Genomic DNA, 19,326 nt, shown 5'->3' on the forward strand with positions numbered 1-19,326 from the left:
ATGTCCAGCATCCAGTCCCTCGCCGCGCTGATCAAACCCGTAGGCTCATTGAGCCCCGAGATGACCATCAGCGATGTAGCCGACCAACTGCTGCAACCTAGCCACAAGGCATTTCTCTCCTTGCCGGTGGTAAACAGGCAAGGTCGGCCGCTAGGTCTGATCAGCCGCTACCGCCTGCAGGATATTTTTATGCAGCGCTTTGGCCGTGATCTCTGGGGTAAGCGCTCGGTCACCGAGGCGGTCAACCCCGAATCCCTGGTGATCGCGCTCGACACCTCACTCGATGAGGCGGCACGTATCGTCACCGCGCAGCTGCAATACCCCATTACCGAAGACTTTATCCTGGTCGATAAGCACGGCTGTTATCAGGGACTGGGGACGGTACTGGACCTGCTCAAGGCGATGGAAAGCCGAGTAGACCAGCGCAACCAGGCACTCAGCCGCGCCCTGCAGGAGCTGAAAAATTCACAGGCACACTTGATCCAATCGGAAAAAATGGCCTCGCTGGGCCAGATGGTAGCGGGTGTTGCACATGAACTGAATACGCCGCTGGGCTATGTGAAAAACAATGTCCAGCTGCTGCGCGACCTGGTTCAGCCACTGCTGGAGCTAGCCGCGGCGCAAGCGCAATTAAGCCAGTGTTTGCAAGACCCGGCGACTCCGACCGACACCGTCGAGGCGATATTTTCTCGGGTACAGCAGGCGACTGATCAAGCCTCACCCGCCACATTTGAAGAAGACTTCACTCCGCTGCTGGAAGACACTCTGTACGGGCTTGAGCAGATCGGCGAGCTGGCGGTCAGCCTGAAGGACTTTGCCCGCCTCGACCGCGCCATGAGCGAGGATATCGACCTGAACGACTGCGTGCGCAGCGCGCTGGTCATTGCACGCAACGCGCTCAAAGACAAGGCACTGGTGACAACCCGGCTAGGTGAGCTGCCGCTACTGACCTGCACGCCATCCCAGATCAATCAGGTGTTGCTGAACATTCTCAACAACGCCGCGCAGGCCATGACCAAAAGCGGTCAGATTTTAATCAAAAGCTGGGCCGATACGCGCTGCGCCTATCTATCCATTCAGGACAACGGTGCAGGCATCCCGAACGACATCCAGCAGCGTATTTTCGACCCCTTTTTTACCACCAAGGCGGTGGGCGAAGGCACCGGGTTAGGACTGGCGATCAGCTACAAAATAGTACAGCAGCACGGCGGCACTATTCGCTTTGCCTCTGAACCTGGTCGCGGTACCCGTTTTGTCATCAGCCTGCCACTGAGCCAACCGTCCTCTCTGCAACGGAGCGCCTGAAATGAACGACAATGACGCAGTACGCATTTTGTTTGTGGACGATGAAGAACGCATATTGCGCAGTCTGGCACTGCAGTTTCGGCGCCAGTATCAGGTCGCCACCGAGACCAATCCGGCAAAGGTAATGGAGCGTCTGGCGGGTGATACGTTCGACATCATCGTCAGCGATCAGCGCATGCCGCAGATGACCGGCAGCCAACTGCTCAGCCAGATACAGCACGCCTACCCCGATAGCCTGCGCATTCTGCTGACCGGCTACTCTGACCTGGACGCCGCCGTCGACGCCCTCAACAGTGGCGGCATTTTCCGCTACCTGACCAAGCCGTGGGACCAGCAGGATCTTGCCAACACCCTGGCACAAGCGGCAGAAATAGTGCGCCATCGCCGACGTTACCTGAAGCGCAACCCTGTCGCTGCGCCAGAACCTGCAAGCTTAGTGGAGGAAAAACGGATACGCCTGCTGCTGATCGATGACGACAGCGAAACCCTGCAACTAAGCCGGGACATCTGTGCGCGACTGGGTGTTGGGCTGCAGGCGGTCAGCAGCCTGGACGGCGCAATGGCCAGACTTAACGAAGACGAAATCGACATTTTACTTAGCGATATTCGCTTGGGTGACGACGACTTGCGGCCACTGCTAATGAGCCTGGCGCAGGCTCACCCGCAACTACTCACTGTCGTGGTAACCCCTTTCCAGGACACCCAGCTGCTGCTAAAGCTGATCAACCAGGCACAAATATTTCGCTATTTGCCCAAGCCGGTTCGCCGCGGCATGCTGGAGCGTGCGATCAAGACCGCAGTGACCCAGGTGGCTGAGTCAAGACGGCAACCCCACGCGCCATCGCTGCGCCAAGCCGAGGCGCCACGCGCTGAAGAAGAACAGAGCCGGGTGAACAACTTTATGGGCATGCTCGGCCGTTTGCGGCAACGCCTGACAGCCTAAGCACCCCTATTCGCCGAGCAGCGTGGCCAACTGCTCTATTTCACTCTCATTGAAGACCCTCACACCCGCTCGGCGCAGCGCGGCGGCAGTAACGCCCTCTCCTCTCACGCGGGTACCGGTAAAGCTGCCATCGTAATTTTCGTGATTACCACAGGAAGGGCTGCGCGCCTTGAGCAGCGCGAAGCGAATAGCCTGGCTAGCGGCCAGTTGCACAGCTTGTTCAGCGCCGCTGACAAAAGCGCGGCTAACGTCCTGGCCTTCAATTGTCCGCACGGGTAACAGACCGTCGAGTACCATCGCGCCTTGCCCACCCGGAATCTCTGCGGGCGGCCTTGGGGTCGGGAGCCCACCTGCCACTTCAGGACAGACCGCCACCACCCGCCCCTCGTCCTGCCAACGCAGCAACTGCGCCTGCGGATCAAACCCACCACCGTCATAACGCACCGGATGGCCAAGCAGACAGCGACTGACCAGAATCTTCTCCATTAAAGCCCCCTGAATTCAACGCACATCAACGCCAAAGTGCAGTCGGCGCGGGGTCGCAGCAAAACCGTCAACGCAGCAGCGGGTTGTCGGGCCGACGGCGGAACCAGCCCGCCAGACTTGCCCGCTCCTTCGCAGCCGCCAGCACTTCATGCTCAATATCGGCACTGGTAAATATAGCGACCGTGCCAGCCCGCGGTGCGAAATCTTGCATACCTGCGTCCAGATGCAGGCGCAGCTCACCGCCGTCGCCCGGTTGCCAGGCGTGGTTCAGGTAGGAGACTACAGAGATGGTGCGGAGCGGGCTATCAGCAAAACGATCCAGGTGCCGCTGATAACCGGCACCTGGCGGGTAAAGCGCGTAATGGGTTTCAAAGCTGTCGAGCCCGAGAAACAGGCTACGATTCAATACACTACGCAATTCAGCCATCAGTGCCAGGTAAGCCGTATTGGCCGCACAGGGGGGGCAATCATCCAACCAGCGCGTGTAATCACCCCGAATACGCGGAACCACTACTTGCTCGGCACCCCGGCCGATCGCAGCGGGAGTGAGGTCTGCCTGCTGCCATAGCGCCCGGCATTCACTCCCCAGGGCCTGGGCCAAAGCCTCGGGCAGCAATTGCTCCTGTACGGACCAGCCGCGTTCAGCCAACTCGTCTGCTATCCGCTCAAAGCGGCTGACCGGCACCTCGGGGAACTCGAACATGGCTGTGACACTCGAACTGGATACGACGGCTTGCCGCGAGCCCGCACCGAAAAGTGCAAACGCCCAACCAACACCACCGCCAGCATTCCATTGCGCGCTGCCGGACGGCGACGCGCCCCAACAAAAATGGGCGCGGGCATTGTATGTCATGGTTACACTCTGGCAAGATTTTTTCCGCGCGGGCAGACGCCCGCTCGTCATTACAAGAGGCTTCTATGCGTCACACCCTGTTCTCCGCCGCTCGAACAACCCTAATGAGCGGCCTGTTGGCACTCAGCATTCCGGCCTTCGCCAACACCAACGAGCTGTATCAGCTCTCCGGCATGCAAACGCATCAGGAGCACTTTCAACAGGCATTGAAAAAAGCCCAACAGCGTTACGCTTCGCAGCTACCCGCCGCTGTGGCCGACAACCTCATGCGCCAGAGCACCGCGCGCTTCGAGCCAGACCGGATGCACGCGCGCGCTGCTGCCACCATGCAGGTCAACCTCAGCGACAACGAGTTGGAACAGGCGCTGACGTTTTACCGGAGCGAGATAGGCCAGCAAGTCGTCGCTGCCGAAACGCGCGCAACCTCCCCCGCAGAAGTCAGCGCCATGCAAAATGGGGTACCCCTGCAGAAGGTCAGTGCCGAGCGCCAAGCCATGATAGATCGACTGGGCAGCCAGCTACCCGCGCTGGACATGGGCGAAGAAGTGTCCATGGCCTTGGCCAACATGGCGACGCAAAGCGCCAACCAGATACTGGGCGGCCTGTTCCAGATTCCTGATGGACTGGCGACACAGCAACGCGGCGCACTGCGCGCACAGATGGAGCCAAACCTGCCGCAAACGCTGCTTTACGTTTATCGTGACCTGGATGACAACCAGTTAAAAAGCTACGCAGACTGGAGCGAATCCGACAACGGCCGCGCCTTTTTCAAGGCCGCCAACGCAGCGGCGCATGATGCTCTGAACCCCTGATTGTCAGCATTTAGACCACAAAAAAAGGGGCGCAAAGCGCCCCTTTTTCTTTTTCGAGCCTGCCCCTAGCCGCCTAAGCGCGGCGCTAGCCAAGCCAGATATGTCTCACGGAGTTTTAAATCTTCATTGGCCAAATGATGCCTTGCGGTAGGCAGATAAAGCGTATCGGGTTCAGCAAATTTGCTTTCCAGTATGCGGATATTGTGCTGCCAGTCTACCGTACCGTCGTCCTGCCCCTGAATGATCAAGGGCCGATGCCCCACTGCCTCGGCCGACTCGATACGCGGAATCCAGCGCTCAAGTGCCTGCACCCAGGCCACCGGCAACACCTGCGGCTGCAACGGATCATGTGTTCGAATAAAATCCAGGAACGCCTGATCACTGGAATTATCGGTGAATTTACGCCCCAACTGTTGCACAAAGCCGCCCAGCAGGCGTAGCCCCATCTGCGAAAAACCCCACTGCCTGGGGCGAACCAGCGGCGCCATTAGAATGGTTTGGCCCAACTCCTGCGGCAAGGGCCCGTGCAACAGGCGATCAATCAGAATAGCCCCACCCGTGCTCTGACCGAGCATGTGCCAGGGCGCTGGCAGCTCCCACAACATCGCCTGTTCGAGCACGCCATCAAGCACTTTCTGATAGCGCAGAAAGCAATCGATACTGGCGCGTTCGCCGCTGGACAAGCCGTGACCGGGCAGATCAAAGGCCAACACGGCAAACCGTTGTTCCAGCGCCCACTCGATCAAATGCCGATACAGCCCCATGTGGTCATAGTACCCATGCAGAATAAGCAGGGTGCCGCGCGCCACCGGCGGTTTCCAGACCTGCACTGCAACGCTGAAACCGTCCACCTCAATACGGCCGAGATGCTGTGCCGAACGCTCGCTGAAATCGATACCGTAGTAACCGGCATAACGTCGCGCAGCCGCGTCCACCGCCCGCCCCGGCTCAAGGCCTGGCAGTTGGTCGACAAAGGAAGTAATAAAAGCCTGGTCCATTAAGTGTCCAGTCAGAAAAAGGGATACGCGCCCGCACCAGCGATCTTGACGCCGCGCGGCCACACAGAATTCCACGTTATGAGCATGATTTGCAACCGATCATCGTGTAACATGCTGCCTCTCCAAATTCCACGTCCTGATGCGCAAAGCGCGCAGGTTGTTAGCAGAGTGAGGGTTTTCAAAATGACAGAGCGCGTCCAAGTTGGCGGTTTGCAAGTTGCCAAGGTTCTCCACGACTTCATTAACCAGCAAGCTATCCCCGGCATCGGCGTTGACGCCACTGCCTTCTGGGCTGGCTTTGAAGCCCTGATCAACGACCTGGCACCCAAAAACAAGGCCCTGCTGGCCAAGCGCGATGACTTTCAGGCGCAAATTGACGCTTGGCATCACGCGCACAAGGGGCAACCCCACGACGCTTCTGCCTACAAAACCTTCCTGCAACAGATCGGTTACCTGTTACCCGAGCCTGCAGACTTCCATGCCACCACAGAGAACGTAGACGACGAAATCGCCATAATGGCAGGTCCGCAACTCGTGGTACCGGTCATGAATGCACGTTTCGCGCTGAACGCTGCCAACGCCCGCTGGGGCTCGCTGTATGACGCTCTCTATGGTACTGATGCCATCTCCGAAGAAGGCGGCGCAACCAAAGGGCCAGGATACAACGAAATCCGTGGCAACAAGGTCATCGCTTTCGCTCGTAGCTTCCTCGATCAGGCAGCTCCACTGGCAAAAGGTTCCCACGTCGATTCAACGGCTTATACGATCAAGGATGGCCAGCTCACTGTTGCCCTGAAAGATGGCAACAGTACAGGCCTGAAAACGCCAGTTCAGTTTGTTGGCTTCCACGGCGCCGAAGACGCGCCCACCGCTGTACTGCTCAAGCACAACGGCCTGCACTTTGAAATCCAGATCGACGCGACCAGCAATGTTGGCCAGACCGATGCTGCGGGCGTAAAAGACGTACTGATGGAGTCCGCGCTGACCACCATCATGGACTGCGAAGACTCTATTGCCGCTGTCGACGCTGACGACAAAACCGTGGTCTATAGCAACTGGCTCGGCCTGATGAAAGGCGACCTGGCTGAAACAGTCAGCAAGGGTGGCAGCAATTTTACCCGCACCATGAACCCCGATCGTGAGTACACCCAGGCCGACGGCTCCAGCCTTACCCTGCACGGGCGCTCTCTGCTGTTCATTCGTAATGTTGGTCATCTCATGACCAACAACGCCATCCTCGACAAGGAAGGCAATGAAATACCAGAAGGGATCATGGACGGCGTTGTCACCAGCCTGATTGCCATGCATAACCTGAACGGCAACACCAGCCGCAAGAACACCCGCACCGGCTCGGTCTATATCGTTAAGCCGAAGATGCACGGACCAGAGGAAGTGGCCTTCACCACCGAAATCTTCGGTCGCGTGGAAGACCTGCTGGGCCTGACCCGTAACACGCTGAAAGTCGGCATCATGGACGAAGAGCGCCGCACTACGGTCAACCTGAAAGCCTGTATCAAGGCAGCCAGCGAGCGCGTTGTCTTCATCAACACCGGCTTCCTGGATCGTACCGGCGACGAAATCCATACCTCCATGGAAGCCGGCGCCTTCATTCGCAAGGGTGAAATCAAAGGTGCGGTCTGGATCGGCGCCTATGAAAACAACAACGTCGACATCGGCCTGGCCACTGGCCTCAAGGGCCGCGCCCAGATCGGCAAAGGCATGTGGGCCATGCCCGATCTGATGGCGGCCATGCTGGAGCAGAAAATCGGCCACCCGATGGCCGGTGCCAACACTGCTTGGGTACCTTCACCGACTGCAGCTACCCTGCACGCACTGCACTATCACCAGGTTAACGTTGCCGAGCGTCAGGACGAACTGGCCAAACGCACCCCCGCTTCTGTCGATGACATCCTGACCATTCCGCTGGCCGCCAGCACCGACTGGTCCAAGGAAGATATTCAGCAGGAGCTGGACAACAACGCCCAGGGCATCCTCGGTTACGTTGTGCGCTGGATCGACCAGGGCGTAGGCTGCTCCAAGGTGCCGGACATCAACGATGTGGGCCTGATGGAAGACCGCGCTACTCTGCGTATCTCCAGCCAGCATATCGCCAACTGGTTGCGCCACGGCATCTGCAGTGAAGAGCAGGTGATGGAAACCATGCAGCGCATGGCGGCGGTTGTTGATCGTCAGAATGAAAGCGATCCGGCCTACAAGCCGATGGCACCCAACTTTGATGACAGCGTAGCTTTCCAAGCAGCGGTTGAACTCTGTGTTGAAGGGACCAAGCAGCCAAACGGCTACACCGAGCCGGTTCTGCATCGCCGTCGCCGTGAGTTCAAGGCGAAGTTCGGCCTGTAAGCACAGCGCAGCGATAAAAAGAACCCGGCCTTGAGCCGGGTTCTTTTGGTTTGGGACAGGCAATAAAGAACAGCAAAAGGCTATTGGCCGCGACAAAGAAAAACGTCGCTGCTACGGTGGTGCGCAATAGGGGTGTTGTTAACACAACGCAAAATGCCAGGTTCACTAGCGCCCTACTGCAACAGGAGGCACTCGCATGAAATTTATTTTCGAGGTAACGATCAAGGAGGGCTACCGGGCTGAGGATTACGCCGAGGCCTGGGTTCGCGCCAGCCAGCTGATTCAGCAGGCGCCGGGTGCGCGGGGCACAGAGCTTCATCGCAAGATAGGGGATCCGCGCACATTGATCGCCATTGCCCACTGGGACAGCAAGGCCAATCGCGACGCTATGGAGGGCAAGCCGAACCCGGAGATCGCCAGCATCATCAAAGGCGCTTCGCGTTACTGCGATATCCGGCTGATTGGCGAATTTGAAGATCCAGAATGGCGGGTCATACCACCCGCCTCTTGAGCTTGCACTAACTTGGCTAGCTCAAGCGCGCGCTGACGCCTTGACTGACTCCAGCCACTCGCTGTGCAATTGATAACAGTCGCTGGCCAACCCCTGCGTCTGCATGGCCTGGGCCAGTTGCTCACGCTCCGCCACCAGATCTTCCAGCGCGCTGGTGTTGCCGTCCAGGCGATGCATCTCCAGCAGCCCAAGATGATAGAAACGCAGTAACTGCATAGCAGCTGGATGATTACTTGCCACACCATCTTTGACCTGATGCATGATATTGGTAATCCGCATCAGACTGCGCTTCAAACCCCAGCCATAGGCAGCTGGCCGCATCAGCTCAAGATGCCACAGCCCATAGCGCACAATCAGCGCAGTCAACGTCAGGCCCAAAATCACCCCGGTCAGATTCCACTTGAAATTACTCACCTCTGGCTGCCCAAACAAAGCCACCAACAGAGCGGATAATGACATCGCCAGCAAGACAAACAGGCAAATGACCACCAGCGTGCTTTTACGCGTCTGCTGGCGATAAACCACCGGATCGCGCTGTTCAATTTCAAATAGAATCGCCATGCTATACCTCTATGCTTTATCACTGCGCTGCAGTGTACGCAGTCCGAATGCAAAAGGCAGCTGCGCGCCCGCTATACTGTACTCTGAACTTAGCCCTCCAACCCAAACTACAACATGGTCTGCTCATGCCTATTTATCGCCTCCGCTCATTCAGCTTGCGCTTGCTGACGACCACCTGCCTGGCCTTTTTGCTAAGCGCCTGCGCAATACAGCAAGCAGATCAAAGCGAAACCGAGCAGATGGTCAACAGCGTGATAACCGGCAAGCTGCACAATGGGCACTACCGCGCAGCGGACAACAGCTTCCAGGCTGACGCGCCCTTCCGACCCGGTACTGGCAGCTATCGCAGCATGCACATTGCCGAGTCCTTCGATATCAGCGAAAGCCAAGTACAATTCACCTCCTCGGCAGCCCCTGTCGAGGTTTACCGCGTGCACCTGTTCAAGGGCAATATACCCGCGGAGGGCGAGCTTTACCGCCAGGCTACCGCCCAGTATTTTGAGTTGTTTGAGGAACGCTACAATACAACGCTGGAGCCTATCACCCTGCAGGACCAGCAAATCAGTGGTGTAACAGCGACCAGCGCGACCTTCGGCCAACACATCCCGCAGCGCAGCGCGCTGGGTATGACGGCCGATGAAGTGGATATCTGGCACAGCTATTACTACCTGGAACGCGGCGATAACGCGGCTTTTATCTGGATCAACCGCCCACAACCTGATCAGGCAGGCGCCACGCCAGGGGCAGAGCAACGCATCCGCGACTTTATCGACTCGTTTCAACTAAACGCCAAAGCGCTGCGTTAAATATCTGCCGGGCTGATCTCAGAGCGACTTGCCATTAATCGCTTACTGCCACGCCGCCAAACCAAGGAATCACGGATGTCAGTCAGGAGCGCAAGGAAAACAGGCCGCAAAGCAGCCAGATCAACTGGCACTCCAAAGCAGCATGAGCAGCACCGACCACAAGGGTCGAGTGATCCAGCTCTTCAGGCTGCAGCTCAGCCAGGAAGGTAAACCCCTGATCCTCGCTGAAGGCATCGCAGGGAAAAGCGCTCCCGAGCAGCTGCGAGAAGATCTGATCGAGAAATTGTTTGCCCCCAATTAAGTTATCTGGCCCTTGGTAGCCGGGGGGCAACAGGATAAGATTCGCCTACGAATATTCGCGTAGCGAACCAGGATCGCGCCGCGAATGTGCCGTGCGCCCTTGCACACTCTTTATTGCTCATCATCCAGCTCACGCCACTCCTATAGACGCGAGCTGGATTAGTCATATTCAATCAGGACTACCATCATGTTTCGCCAGTTGCCCGCCCTCGCCCTGACGCTTTGCCTTGCCGTTATCCAAGGCTGCGCCACCTATACAACGCCTGCTGGCGGGGTCAATATTCCATCGCTTGGCGATGGTGACATCGCCGAACTCATGGCGGTCGAGCCTGCCGCCAGGTTCCCTGCTCGCCTTGCCGTAGCGCGAGTGCAATCTCCCGGCTACAGCTCACGAACTACCGACAGCTATGGTATCGGCCGCTACAGCGTCGTAACCACCCGCGACATTGAAGACGAAGCCGACTTCAGCACGCTGGCGAGCATGGATAGAATTGCCGGTGTAGCCCCAATAGGCCGACTACTGCTACCCGAGCAACTGGATAGCATCAAGGATCTGCGACTGTCAGCGGCGCGCTTGAAGGCCGATATGCTGCTGATTTACTCGATCGATACCGCCTTCCACGTTGAAGGCAAGGCATTGGGGCCTCTCACTGCCATCACACTGGGCTTCCTGCCCAGCAAGAAAGCCTTTGTATCTTCAACCACCTCGGGCCTGCTGGTCGACGTGCGGACTGGTTATATCTATGGCGTAGCCGAGGCGACCGAACGCAATGAGCAACGCACCAGCGTGTGGGATAGCGCCGACGCCGTGGACCGGGCCCGAGTCGAATCAGAAGCCGCCAGTTTCGATCACTTCGTGGGCGAAGTGGGGACGCTATGGAGCAATACGCTCCGCCAGTACGCCGTCAGCGCGCCAGCGCCGCAGTCGGTATCACCACCCCCGAGTAAGCCGACACCCACCGCGCCCGCCATACTGGAACCCACCAAGGCGCACGAAACCTACACCTTTTAGCGCAATAACCCGTTTGCTATAAGTCACGCCAGTCACTGACGGAGGACTCGCAGCTAATTTCGCCAGTCTGCTCAAGCTCCGTTACACTGAAGGTCAACGCACTCTGCTGCCACAAGGCAAACTGGGTGCCTATGCATGGATGACAAAAAAAGCACCAAACGGACTCTTATGCCCAACCGTTATCGCAGCCTGCCCACATTTTGCCTGATGCTGACTTGCTGTCTGTTGGCACTGCTGCTCAGTACCGGCGCAAAAGCCTATGAGCTGGAATCAAAGCCACATATCAATCTGTCACCGCAACTGTCGGTATATCAGCATCAAGGCTCCCCCACCGATCTGCATGGCGCCCAACTCGCCTACTCCCGACAGGCTTTCGCTCCCGCCAGCAGTAGCGCCAAAGCCAGTAACTTTGGCCTGACCCAGGCACAAATCTGGTTACGCACAGAGCTGGACACACCCAGCGATACGCCAACCACCTGGCTGCTGGAAGTAGCTCATGCCTCACTGGACGATGTTGACCTCTACCTGGCCCGCGAAGGAGAACCTTTTCAACACCAGCACTCTGGCGACCATATCGCCTTTAGCGCCAAACCCATCCAGCACCGCAATCATGTATTCGAGTTACAACTACAACCGAACAGCCACTACATCCTGTACCTGAGTGTCGCCTCAGAAGGCACGCTGGCTGCGCCGGTCAGCCTATGGCAACCCTATGCGCTCTGGCACCAGGACCAATTAACCTACTCAATGCTGAGCGTCTACTACGGCCTGCTGCTTGCTCTACTGGTCTACAACCTGTTTCTTTACCTCTCACTGCGCGACCCGCTATACCTGATCTATGTCGCCTTTATCAGCTGCCTGGCAATCGGCCAGGCCGGGCTTTCAGGACTGGTTGGGCAGTTCATCTGGCCAGATAATGCGTGGCTTACCAATCTGACCCCTACCACTGCCGTTGCTGCGGCCGGTTTTTTTGGCGCCATGTTTGTGCAGCGCTTTTTAGCACAAACGCCTCGGCGTATTCATTTGCAGTGGCTGATGCCATCGATCAGCTGCGCCTACGCGGCGACCGCTATCTGCGCGATATTCTGGTCTTACCATCTGGCCGCCGTTGCGGTGAATCTGATTTCCCTGCTATTCGCGGCTAGCGCCTTTCTTCTGGGCGCAGTAAGTCTTTACTTCAAAGAGCCGGGGGCGCGCTTTTTCGTCCTTGCCTGGGTATCCTTTTTGTCCGGCGTAGCCGTTATTTCACTGCACAATCTCGGCATATTGCCGTCTAATGCACTAACTGCGAACGCGCTAGCTATTGGCTCTGGACTCGAGATGTTGCTGCTATCGCTGGCACTCGCCGATCGGATCAGTGACATTCAGCACTCACGCGACCAAGCGCAAGCATTAAGCCTGCACATTCGTCAGCAGATGCTGGAGAACGTCCGCGAAAGCGAGCGCCTGCTGGAAGCACGAGTAACCGAGCGCACACTCGAACTCGAGCAGGCCAACAAGCAATTACAACAAAGCCAGCAACTACTGGAACAGCAAGCCAAATATGATCCTCTTACCGGGCTTGGCAATCGCTCGCTGCTGGCTGAGCGACTGCAGGAGGCACAAGCTCGTGCTGATCGACGCCAGACACGCTTCGCGCTATTGGTTGCAGATCTGGACAGGTTCAAAAATATCAATGACAGACTCGGTCATGCGGCCGGCGATGAAGTGCTGGTCGAAATAGCAAGGCGGCTAAACGCATCAGTGCGCGCCACTGACGTGGTAGCGCGCATGGGTGGCGACGAGTTCATACTGGTGCTTGAGTCGGTTGGCGATCACGCTGACTTGCCAAAACTGCATACCAAGATACGAGAAGCGATCTGCACCCCGATTGTGCTGAGCGGTGGAGAGACAGTGAGCGTGGGCGTCAGTATTGGGTCCGCCTTTTATCCAGACGATGCAGCCAACGCAACGCTGCTGTTCAACCATGCCGATAGAGCCATGTATGACGAAAAGCCAACTATCTGAGCTGCAAATGCCTACCTTGCGATTCGGATTGCGCTTGCTGGTCATCATCGTGCTGTGCACTGTTGCCGTCGCGCAGGCGCGCGCCAGCGAATGTGTTGTTCTCCTGCATGGACTCGCGCGTACCAGTAACTCCATGAACGATATGCAAGAGGCGCTCAATAAGGCGGGCTATCAGGTGGTCAACCTCAACTACCCGTCACGCGACTTTGCCGTAGCCAGGTTAGCCGAGATAGCCATACCACCCGCATTGCAAGCCTGCGCACCGGACGTCACCGTGCACTTCGTTACCCATTCGCTGGGAGGTATTCTGGTACGTTATTATCTGGCGCAGCACGAGCTTGGCCAGCTGGGCCACGTGGTGATGCTGGCACCGCCAAATCAGGGCAGTGAGGTGGTTGATAATCTTGCCGATGTAGCCGGTTTCAGTTGGTTAAATGGTCCTGCCGGACTAGAACTGGGCACCGGAGCTGAAGACGTACCCAAGCAACTGGGACAACCGAACTTCAGTCTGGGCATTATTGCCGGCACCCAAAGTATCAACCTGATTCTTTCAACCATGCTGCCCGACCCGGATGATGGCAAGGTTTCAGTACAAAGTACCAAACTCGAAGGTATGACCGACCACATCAGCTTGCCTGTCACCCATACCTTCATTATGCAAGCACCCGACGTCATCGCGCAGACGCTGCACTTTCTCGCCAACGGCAAATTCAACCATTCAGAACACGCCTCGGTACGTTAATATCACGTCGCAACATCATTCAAACAACAAGGCCCAGCATGCTGACAGACAGCCTAATCGACTTCGGCGGGGTGCTCCTGAGCATCGCACTGCTTTACTTCAGCTTGTTGAGCTACGCGCGCTGGCGGCGACCCCATTGGCACACCCGCTTACAGGAAAGGCGAGCGGTAACGCTGTTGCTGCTGTCCTTATCGGTGATCGCAATCCAGGTCAGCCAAGAGGTGCTAGGCGGTGAAACCAGTGAGCTGGATATTGCGATCCTCGAGTTTCTTCACCAGCACGCCTCTGCCACGACCGTCACCTTCTTCCAATGGGTCACCCTGGCGGGGTCTTCGCACTTCCTGACACCGCTCGGCGCAGTACTTACCGCCGTATTGCTCGTTGCTCGTCACCGCCGCGAAGCGCTTTTATTGGCGACCTCAATGATCAGTAGTGGATTACTGATCTACCTGATCAAGATGGCAGTCGCGCGCGAGCGGCCGGCACTCTGGGATACCGCGTGGTATTGGGGCTACAGCTTTCCCAGCGGTCATACCATGGGGACCGCAGCCTGCGCCACCGCGCTGGCTCTGTGCGCGACTAGCTTTTGGCCAGCGGCGCGCCTGCCAGCAATCATATTGGCAGGCCTATGGATAGCGCTGGTGGCGTTATCACGCCTGGTGCTGGGCGTACACTGGCCAACCGACGTGCTGGTTGCAGCTTGCCTCGGCACGGTTGTGCCCATACTGCTGCAACTCACGTTTAATGCCATAAGGCCCGCAGAAAGGCGCATCCCCGGGGTGAACGAGCAAAGTCAGGAGAATTGATCTTGCGTTCACAATGCGCGCCAAGAGCGCGCCACTTCAGTGTAAAGTTGAGCGACTAACCGTCGTAACATGACTATAATGCCATCATAACATCAGGATACGGACATCCTTCCAAGCCGAAATCAATAGGCCTTGTTTCATGCATAATGCGTAAGCCGCCACTATGAACTCAAAGATTCCGATGCCGCCTGCGCCCCATCTTGTCGATATGTTGCTTGATGCCGTTTGCATGGTCGATGAGCATGGTACGTTTGTTTACATCAGCGCCGCGTGCGAACGCATTTTCGGTTATACCCAGGACGAGCTGATCGGGCGCCACATACTGGGGCTGCTTCACCCGGACGATATTGATGCCACCCTGCTGGCGGCGCAGCGCGTGCGTAACGGTGAGTTGATCCCGCACTTCGAAAATCGCTACCTGCGCAAGGATGGCAGCGTCGTCCATATCATGTGGTCGTCGCGCTGGTCCGAAGAAGACCAATTACGTATCGCCGTCGCGCGCGACATCACTGAACGCAAACAATACGAAGTCATGCAGTCGGCGGTATACGCCATTTCAGAAGCAGCCAACAACGCTGAGGATCTGAATACGCTGTGCAGTCACGTCCATCAGATTGTTGACCGGCTACTCCCCGTCAGTATTTTCAGCCTGGCGCTGCACGACCCCGGTAGCGGCGAGATTCATTTTCGCTATCACGGCAGTGACAGCAATCTAACCCCAACTGAGCTGGCTTCAAGAACCATCGCGGATGGCAAGCAACAGCTATTTACCGCTGGCGACGAAACCGACACAACCGAGGCCAACTGGCTAGGCGTGCCACTGCTGGCCAGAGAAACCGCCTTTGGTGCACTGGTTCTGCATCGTCAAGCGGGCGGCGCTACTTTTAGCGAAGAGGACCGCGCACTACTGCAATATGTCTCCACGCAGATAGCCACCGCCGTTCAGCGTGTGCAGATGCAGTCCAGGCTACAATTTCTGTCACACCATGACCAGTTGACCGGTCTCCCCAATCGAGCACTGTTAAACGATCGACTGGTAATGGCGCGCAGCCGCGCAGAGCGCGAGGGCAGCGGAATAGCACTCCTTTTTCTCGACCTGGACCGCTTCAAGGAGATCAACGACAGCATGGGCCATGCGATTGGCGACTTGCTACTACAGGAAGTTGCAAGCAGGCTGCGCAGCGTCGTGCGCGCAGCCGACACGGTCGCGCGCATGGGCGGCGATGAGTTTGTGCTGCTGCTGGAAAGTATTACGCTCGAAGAAGACGCCTGCCAGGTCGCCGAAAAAGTCTGCAATAAGCTAAACGCTGTCTATCATCTGGACGGCCACGAGGTACAGTGCGGCACCAGCATCGGCATCGCAGTAAACCTGACCCCCGCCGAAGGCTCGGAACACCTGCTCAAGCGCGCAGACCAGGCAATGTACCGCGCCAAACAACAGGGCGGTAACCGCTATGCACTGGCAGAGTAAGCCGCTCACTCTGCCAGCAACCCTTGTCTATTTGCCCGGCAACATTCGCGTCAGAGTGTTATCACGCCAGAAATAGTGATGGGCGACGCCTGCCGCTGCATGCAAACCAATCAGCCAGTAGCCCGCTACGCCGCCCCACTCATGAATTTCCTTCAAGTCGCCAGCCAACGCCTTGTTCGGCGCCAACAACGAAGGCAAGGTGAGCCAGTCGAAAATCTGCGTTTTACCACTCGCGCTTAGTATCAGCCAGCCGAGCAAAGGTAGTCCGATCATCAGCGCGTACAACGCCAGATGCATCAGCCCGGCAACACGAGTCTGCCATTGCGGCGGCACTGGCTGGATTGCCGGAGCCTTGAACAGGGCACGCCCAAGTAGTCGCAGCCAGACCAGCACAAACACCGACATACCCAGCGCAAAATGCAGATGTTTTAGCAAGTCACGGGTATCGCTACCGCGTGGAAAATTACCCCTTAGCTCGATGCAGGCATAAACCGCAGCGATCAATAACAACATCAGCCAGTGCAGGCTGATATTCAAGCGGTGATAACGGGCTGGAGCGGGTGTCATGATCAGAAATTCCCTGTCTTGGTTTAATGTGCTGCCAAGCCTATGCTCAGCAGCTTAACTTCTGCTTAAGGTTCCGCTAATCGCTCAAAAGCGATTGCTCACATCCCCCGCCCCTCACACTCAGCCAAGCGGCAAGGGAACCATCAGCTGCTTGACTGACCTAAGCAACACTAGCGACTCAATTTCTTTGGCGCCGACAGGCAAGACTGTCTGGCGTCCACCACCTCAGGGTAATGGAATGCCGCGGAACTTTACCGACTCACGCCCTGCTGCGCCCCAGCCCCAACTGCGCGGTGACGAAACCTTTTATATCGTGCTCAATACCGGCTCGGGCAAACATCAGGGCAGCGAAGTACAGGACTGCATCAGACAAGTACTGAATGCCGCTGGTCGGCAATTCGAGCTGATAGAAGTAAAGGGTGGCGCCAACCTGGCAGTAGCAGCCAAGCAAGCAGTTGAATTGGCGCGCGCCAATAAGGGGGTAGTGGTTGCTGCCGGCGGTGACGGAACACTGAATGCCGTCAGCAATGCGGTACTGGGCACTGGCTTACCCTTCGGTATTCTGCCGCAGGGCACTTTCAATTACTTCGGACGTACCTACGGTATATCACAGGATACTGAAACCGCCACTCGAAACCTGCTTGATTCGGTAATTGAGCCCGTACAGGTTGGCATGCTGAACGGCAAAGTATTCCTGGTGAACGCTAGCCTGGGGCTGTATCCAACCTTGCTGGAAGACCGTGAGGCCTATAAACAGCGCTATGGCCGCAGCCGCTGGGTTGCCTTGTGGTCAGCTCTGGTCACCTTGTTCCGCGCGCATCGCCAGCTCTCGGTGCAGCTCGATTTCGAAGGCAGTACACGCTCCCTGCAAACGCAGACCATCGTCATTGGCAACAACGCACTACAGTTAGAACACATAGGGGTTGATCAGCAAGTTGAGCTACAGCGCGATCACCTGGTGGCCATGACGGCAAAACCGCTGAGCACCCTGGCTCTTTACGGCCTGGTAGCGCGCGGCCTTATCAGCCGCATGGGCGAAGCGGACAACCTGATCAGCTTCGGATTCAGCAAAATGACAGTCCGCCTGGGGCCAACACGGCGACGAATCAAGGTGGCAATGGACGGTGAGATATTTCGCTTGCGCGCCCCCCTGGAATTTCATGTGCCCAAGGACTATCTACCCCTGCTGGTGCCACGCAATGAGTTACTGCGGGAGCGCGTATGACCTGCCTACTGCATATCTCTGACCCGCACTTTGGTACCGAACAAAACAGCGTCCCGGACGCACTGCTGCGCTTGGCCAGGCAACAGGCGCCGGACCACGTACTACTCAGTGGCGACATTACCCAGCGAGCACGGCCAGGCCAATTTGCTGCCGCCAAGGCGTTCACCGACCAGTTACCGGCGCCCGTTTTGACCGTGCCCGGTAATCACGACATCCCGCTGATCCTCAATGTAGTGGCACGCCTTTTTTATCCATATCGCAACTATCAAGCGGCATTCGGCAAAGAACTGGAACCCGTACTCGACACCGAGCACCTGCTGGTGATCAGCGTCAACTCAACCAAACCATCCCGGCACAAGAACGGCGAAGTGAGCGCGGAGCAGATAGCGCGCGTAGCCAAGCGGCTAAGGCAGGCCAATCCGGGACAGTTACGCGTCGTGATGCAGCACCATCCCGTGAGCGCCATCGAAGCGTCCGACCAGGCCAACCTGCTGATTGGTCGCGCGCAAGCAGTACCCGAATGGATTGATGCTGGCATGGACCTGCTGTTGGCCGGGCATATTCACCTGCCTTACATACGCCCCCTCAGCGGGCAGGAAACGCAGCGTACCGGCTGGACAGCACAGGCCGGCACCGCCGTATCGCAACGCGTGCGCGGTAGCATCCCCAACTCGGTCAATCTGATCAGGCACGAGTGCCATGAGGGACGCCACCAGTGCAGCGTTGAGCGCTGGGATTATGCTGAGCAAGAGGACGAGTTCCAGTTATTCAGCGAAACTGATCTGGCTTTGTACCGGAGCCGTTAACACGTGCGTTTATTCAAATCCGGCTTTGCAGCCCTGTTCTGCCTGCTCTTACTTTTGACTCTGTTCGCGCTACTGCAACCCTGGTGGACGCTGCCATCAGCCTGGAACCCGCGTACGCCGCTGAGCCTGGATGATGCCATCACCCCGGTTACTCGCTGGAAAATGCACCAACTGCAAAGTGCGCCCCAGCACTGTCTGGCGCTGCTCAACAGCGCCGAGCCTGACGCCCTGCAGCATATGCCGCTTGAGGACTACACGCCGGTCGCCGGCTGCCCACTGAGCAACGTAGTGCGCGTGCAGCGCACGGGCGTTCGCTTTAGTGCACCTTTCACCCTGACCTGTCCGGTCGCCGTCAGTTGGCTTATGTTCGAGCGCCAGCGCCTGCAGCCACTGGCAGAGCAACATTTTGGTGAGTCCATCAGCCGCATCCAGCACTTCGGCACCTTTGCTTGCCGCAACATTTATCACCGCAAAAACGCCCGCCGTAGTCAGCACGCTAGCGCGGCAGCCTTCGATATCGCCGGCTTTACTACCCAAAGTGGCGTGCGGGTCAGCGTCCTCAAGGACTGGAATAATCAAAGCGCAGCAAACAAGTCAGCATTCCTGCATGACGTACATGACGCCGCCTGTGATTATTTCGGCACTGTCCTCGGGCCGGACTACAATGCCCCGCATGCCAATCATTTCCACCTCGACAACAGTAACTTTGGTTACTGTCGCTGACCGCTTTGCGAAGCTCACCGCAGGCGAGCTG

20 protein-coding genes are annotated in these 19,326 nt (G+C 57.4%); 15 read left to right on the forward strand and 5 right to left on the reverse strand.

Annotation, left to right across the window (positions count from 1 at the left end):
- Positions 1 to 1,305: an ATP-binding protein gene (locus tag H4J77_RS01415; RefSeq protein ID WP_182246720.1), complete on the forward strand. Its 1,305-nt coding sequence runs from the start codon at positions 1 to 3 to the stop codon at positions 1,303 to 1,305.
- Position 1,306: 1 nt separating this feature from the next.
- A complete protein-coding gene (locus tag H4J77_RS01420; RefSeq protein WP_182246722.1) occupies positions 1,307 to 2,248 on the forward strand; it encodes a response regulator in 942 nt (313 codons plus the stop codon).
- Between the two features lie 6 nt (positions 2,249 to 2,254).
- On the opposite strand, the gene H4J77_RS01425 is transcribed toward H4J77_RS01420, so the two are convergent.
- Both H4J77_RS01425 and H4J77_RS01430 read right to left on the reverse strand, forming a co-directional pair.
- Complete coding sequence (locus H4J77_RS01425) at positions 2,255 to 2,734, reverse strand: DUF523 domain-containing protein (protein ID WP_182246724.1); 480 nt, start codon at positions 2,732 to 2,734, stop codon at positions 2,255 to 2,257.
- A gap of 67 nt (positions 2,735 to 2,801) precedes the next feature.
- Positions 2,802 to 3,587, reverse strand: a complete 786-nt coding sequence (locus tag H4J77_RS01430) for a 2OG-Fe(II) oxygenase (protein ID WP_310734910.1) — start codon at positions 3,585 to 3,587, stop codon at positions 2,802 to 2,804.
- A gap of 65 nt (positions 3,588 to 3,652) precedes the next feature.
- Here H4J77_RS01430 and H4J77_RS01435 point away from each other — a divergent pair, with 65 nt between their 5' ends.
- The gene (locus H4J77_RS01435; RefSeq protein WP_182246726.1) at positions 3,653 to 4,399 is read left to right on the forward strand and encodes a DUF2059 domain-containing protein; all 747 of its coding nucleotides are present in this window, start codon (positions 3,653 to 3,655) and stop codon (positions 4,397 to 4,399) included.
- A gap of 65 nt (positions 4,400 to 4,464) precedes the next feature.
- On the opposite strand, the gene H4J77_RS01440 is transcribed toward H4J77_RS01435, so the two are convergent.
- Entirely contained in the window at positions 4,465 to 5,397 is a 933-nt protein-coding gene (locus H4J77_RS01440; protein ID WP_182246728.1) for an alpha/beta hydrolase, read from the reverse strand.
- 183 nt (positions 5,398 to 5,580) lie between these two features.
- On the opposite strand from H4J77_RS01440, the gene H4J77_RS01445 reads away from it, so the two are divergent.
- On the forward strand, positions 5,581 to 7,758 hold the full coding sequence (locus H4J77_RS01445) for a malate synthase G (RefSeq protein WP_182246730.1): 2,178 nt from the start codon (positions 5,581 to 5,583) through the stop codon (positions 7,756 to 7,758).
- Between the two features lie 196 nt (positions 7,759 to 7,954).
- Positions 7,955 to 8,269, forward strand: a complete 315-nt coding sequence (locus H4J77_RS01450) for an antibiotic biosynthesis monooxygenase (protein WP_123888359.1) — start codon at positions 7,955 to 7,957, stop codon at positions 8,267 to 8,269.
- Positions 8,270 to 8,290: 21 nt separating this feature from the next.
- Here H4J77_RS01450 and H4J77_RS01455 read toward each other — a convergent pair whose 3' ends face one another.
- The gene (locus tag H4J77_RS01455) at positions 8,291 to 8,830 is read right to left on the reverse strand and encodes a DUF3087 family protein (protein WP_123888358.1); all 540 of its coding nucleotides are present in this window, start codon (positions 8,828 to 8,830) and stop codon (positions 8,291 to 8,293) included.
- Positions 8,831 to 8,955: 125 nt separating this feature from the next.
- Here H4J77_RS01455 and H4J77_RS01460 point away from each other — a divergent pair, with 125 nt between their 5' ends.
- The 7 genes from H4J77_RS01460 to H4J77_RS01490 all read left to right on the forward strand — a co-directional run bounded on the left by H4J77_RS01460 (position 8,956) and on the right by H4J77_RS01490 (position 15,974).
- Positions 8,956 to 9,636 (forward strand): hypothetical protein, encoded by a 681-nt coding sequence (locus H4J77_RS01460; RefSeq protein WP_123888357.1) that lies wholly within the window; start codon positions 8,956 to 8,958, stop codon positions 9,634 to 9,636.
- A gap of 142 nt (positions 9,637 to 9,778) precedes the next feature.
- Positions 9,779 to 9,937, forward strand: coding sequence for a hypothetical protein (locus tag H4J77_RS01465; RefSeq protein WP_158611234.1), 159 nt, complete (start codon positions 9,779 to 9,781; stop codon positions 9,935 to 9,937).
- A gap of 186 nt (positions 9,938 to 10,123) precedes the next feature.
- Positions 10,124 to 10,948 (forward strand): hypothetical protein, encoded by an 825-nt coding sequence (locus H4J77_RS01470; RefSeq protein ID WP_182246732.1) that lies wholly within the window; start codon positions 10,124 to 10,126, stop codon positions 10,946 to 10,948.
- Between the two features lie 135 nt (positions 10,949 to 11,083).
- On the forward strand, positions 11,084 to 12,955 hold the full coding sequence (locus H4J77_RS01475) for a diguanylate cyclase (protein ID WP_182246734.1): 1,872 nt from the start codon (positions 11,084 to 11,086) through the stop codon (positions 12,953 to 12,955).
- Positions 12,933 to 13,697 (forward strand): triacylglycerol lipase, encoded by a 765-nt coding sequence (locus H4J77_RS01480; RefSeq protein WP_218565705.1) that lies wholly within the window; start codon positions 12,933 to 12,935, stop codon positions 13,695 to 13,697. The genes H4J77_RS01475 and H4J77_RS01480 overlap by 23 nt, the downstream gene beginning before the upstream one ends.
- Before the next feature lie 38 nt (positions 13,698 to 13,735).
- Positions 13,736 to 14,503, forward strand: coding sequence for a phosphatase PAP2 family protein (locus H4J77_RS01485; RefSeq protein WP_123888354.1), 768 nt, complete (start codon positions 13,736 to 13,738; stop codon positions 14,501 to 14,503).
- Between the two features lie 163 nt (positions 14,504 to 14,666).
- Positions 14,667 to 15,974 carry a diguanylate cyclase domain-containing protein gene (locus tag H4J77_RS01490; protein WP_182246735.1) on the forward strand — a complete coding sequence of 436 codons (1,308 nt, stop codon included), beginning with the start codon at positions 14,667 to 14,669 and terminating at the stop codon, positions 15,972 to 15,974.
- A gap of 27 nt (positions 15,975 to 16,001) precedes the next feature.
- Here H4J77_RS01490 and H4J77_RS01495 read toward each other — a convergent pair whose 3' ends face one another.
- Positions 16,002 to 16,541, reverse strand: coding sequence for a cytochrome b (locus H4J77_RS01495; protein ID WP_123888353.1), 540 nt, complete (start codon positions 16,539 to 16,541; stop codon positions 16,002 to 16,004).
- A 238-nt stretch (positions 16,542 to 16,779) separates the two neighbouring features.
- Here H4J77_RS01495 and H4J77_RS01500 point away from each other — a divergent pair, with 238 nt between their 5' ends.
- Genes H4J77_RS01500 through H4J77_RS01510 form a run of 3 tightly spaced genes read left to right on the forward strand, consistent with a single transcriptional unit; the run spans position 16,780 to position 19,295 of the window.
- A complete protein-coding gene (locus H4J77_RS01500; protein ID WP_123888352.1) occupies positions 16,780 to 17,766 on the forward strand; it encodes a diacylglycerol kinase family protein in 987 nt (328 codons plus the stop codon).
- Positions 17,763 to 18,572 carry a metallophosphoesterase gene (locus tag H4J77_RS01505; protein WP_123888351.1) on the forward strand — a complete coding sequence of 270 codons (810 nt, stop codon included), beginning with the start codon at positions 17,763 to 17,765 and terminating at the stop codon, positions 18,570 to 18,572. The genes H4J77_RS01500 and H4J77_RS01505 overlap by 4 nt, the downstream gene beginning before the upstream one ends.
- A gap of 3 nt (positions 18,573 to 18,575) precedes the next feature.
- Entirely contained in the window at positions 18,576 to 19,295 is a 720-nt protein-coding gene (locus H4J77_RS01510) for an extensin family protein (protein ID WP_310734912.1), read from the forward strand.
- Positions 19,296 to 19,326: the final 31 nt, after the last annotated feature.

Source organism: Pseudomonas sp. 5Ae-yellow (assembly GCF_014077575.1).
Lineage (GTDB): Bacteria > Pseudomonadota > Gammaproteobacteria > Pseudomonadales > Pseudomonadaceae > Halopseudomonas > Halopseudomonas neustonica.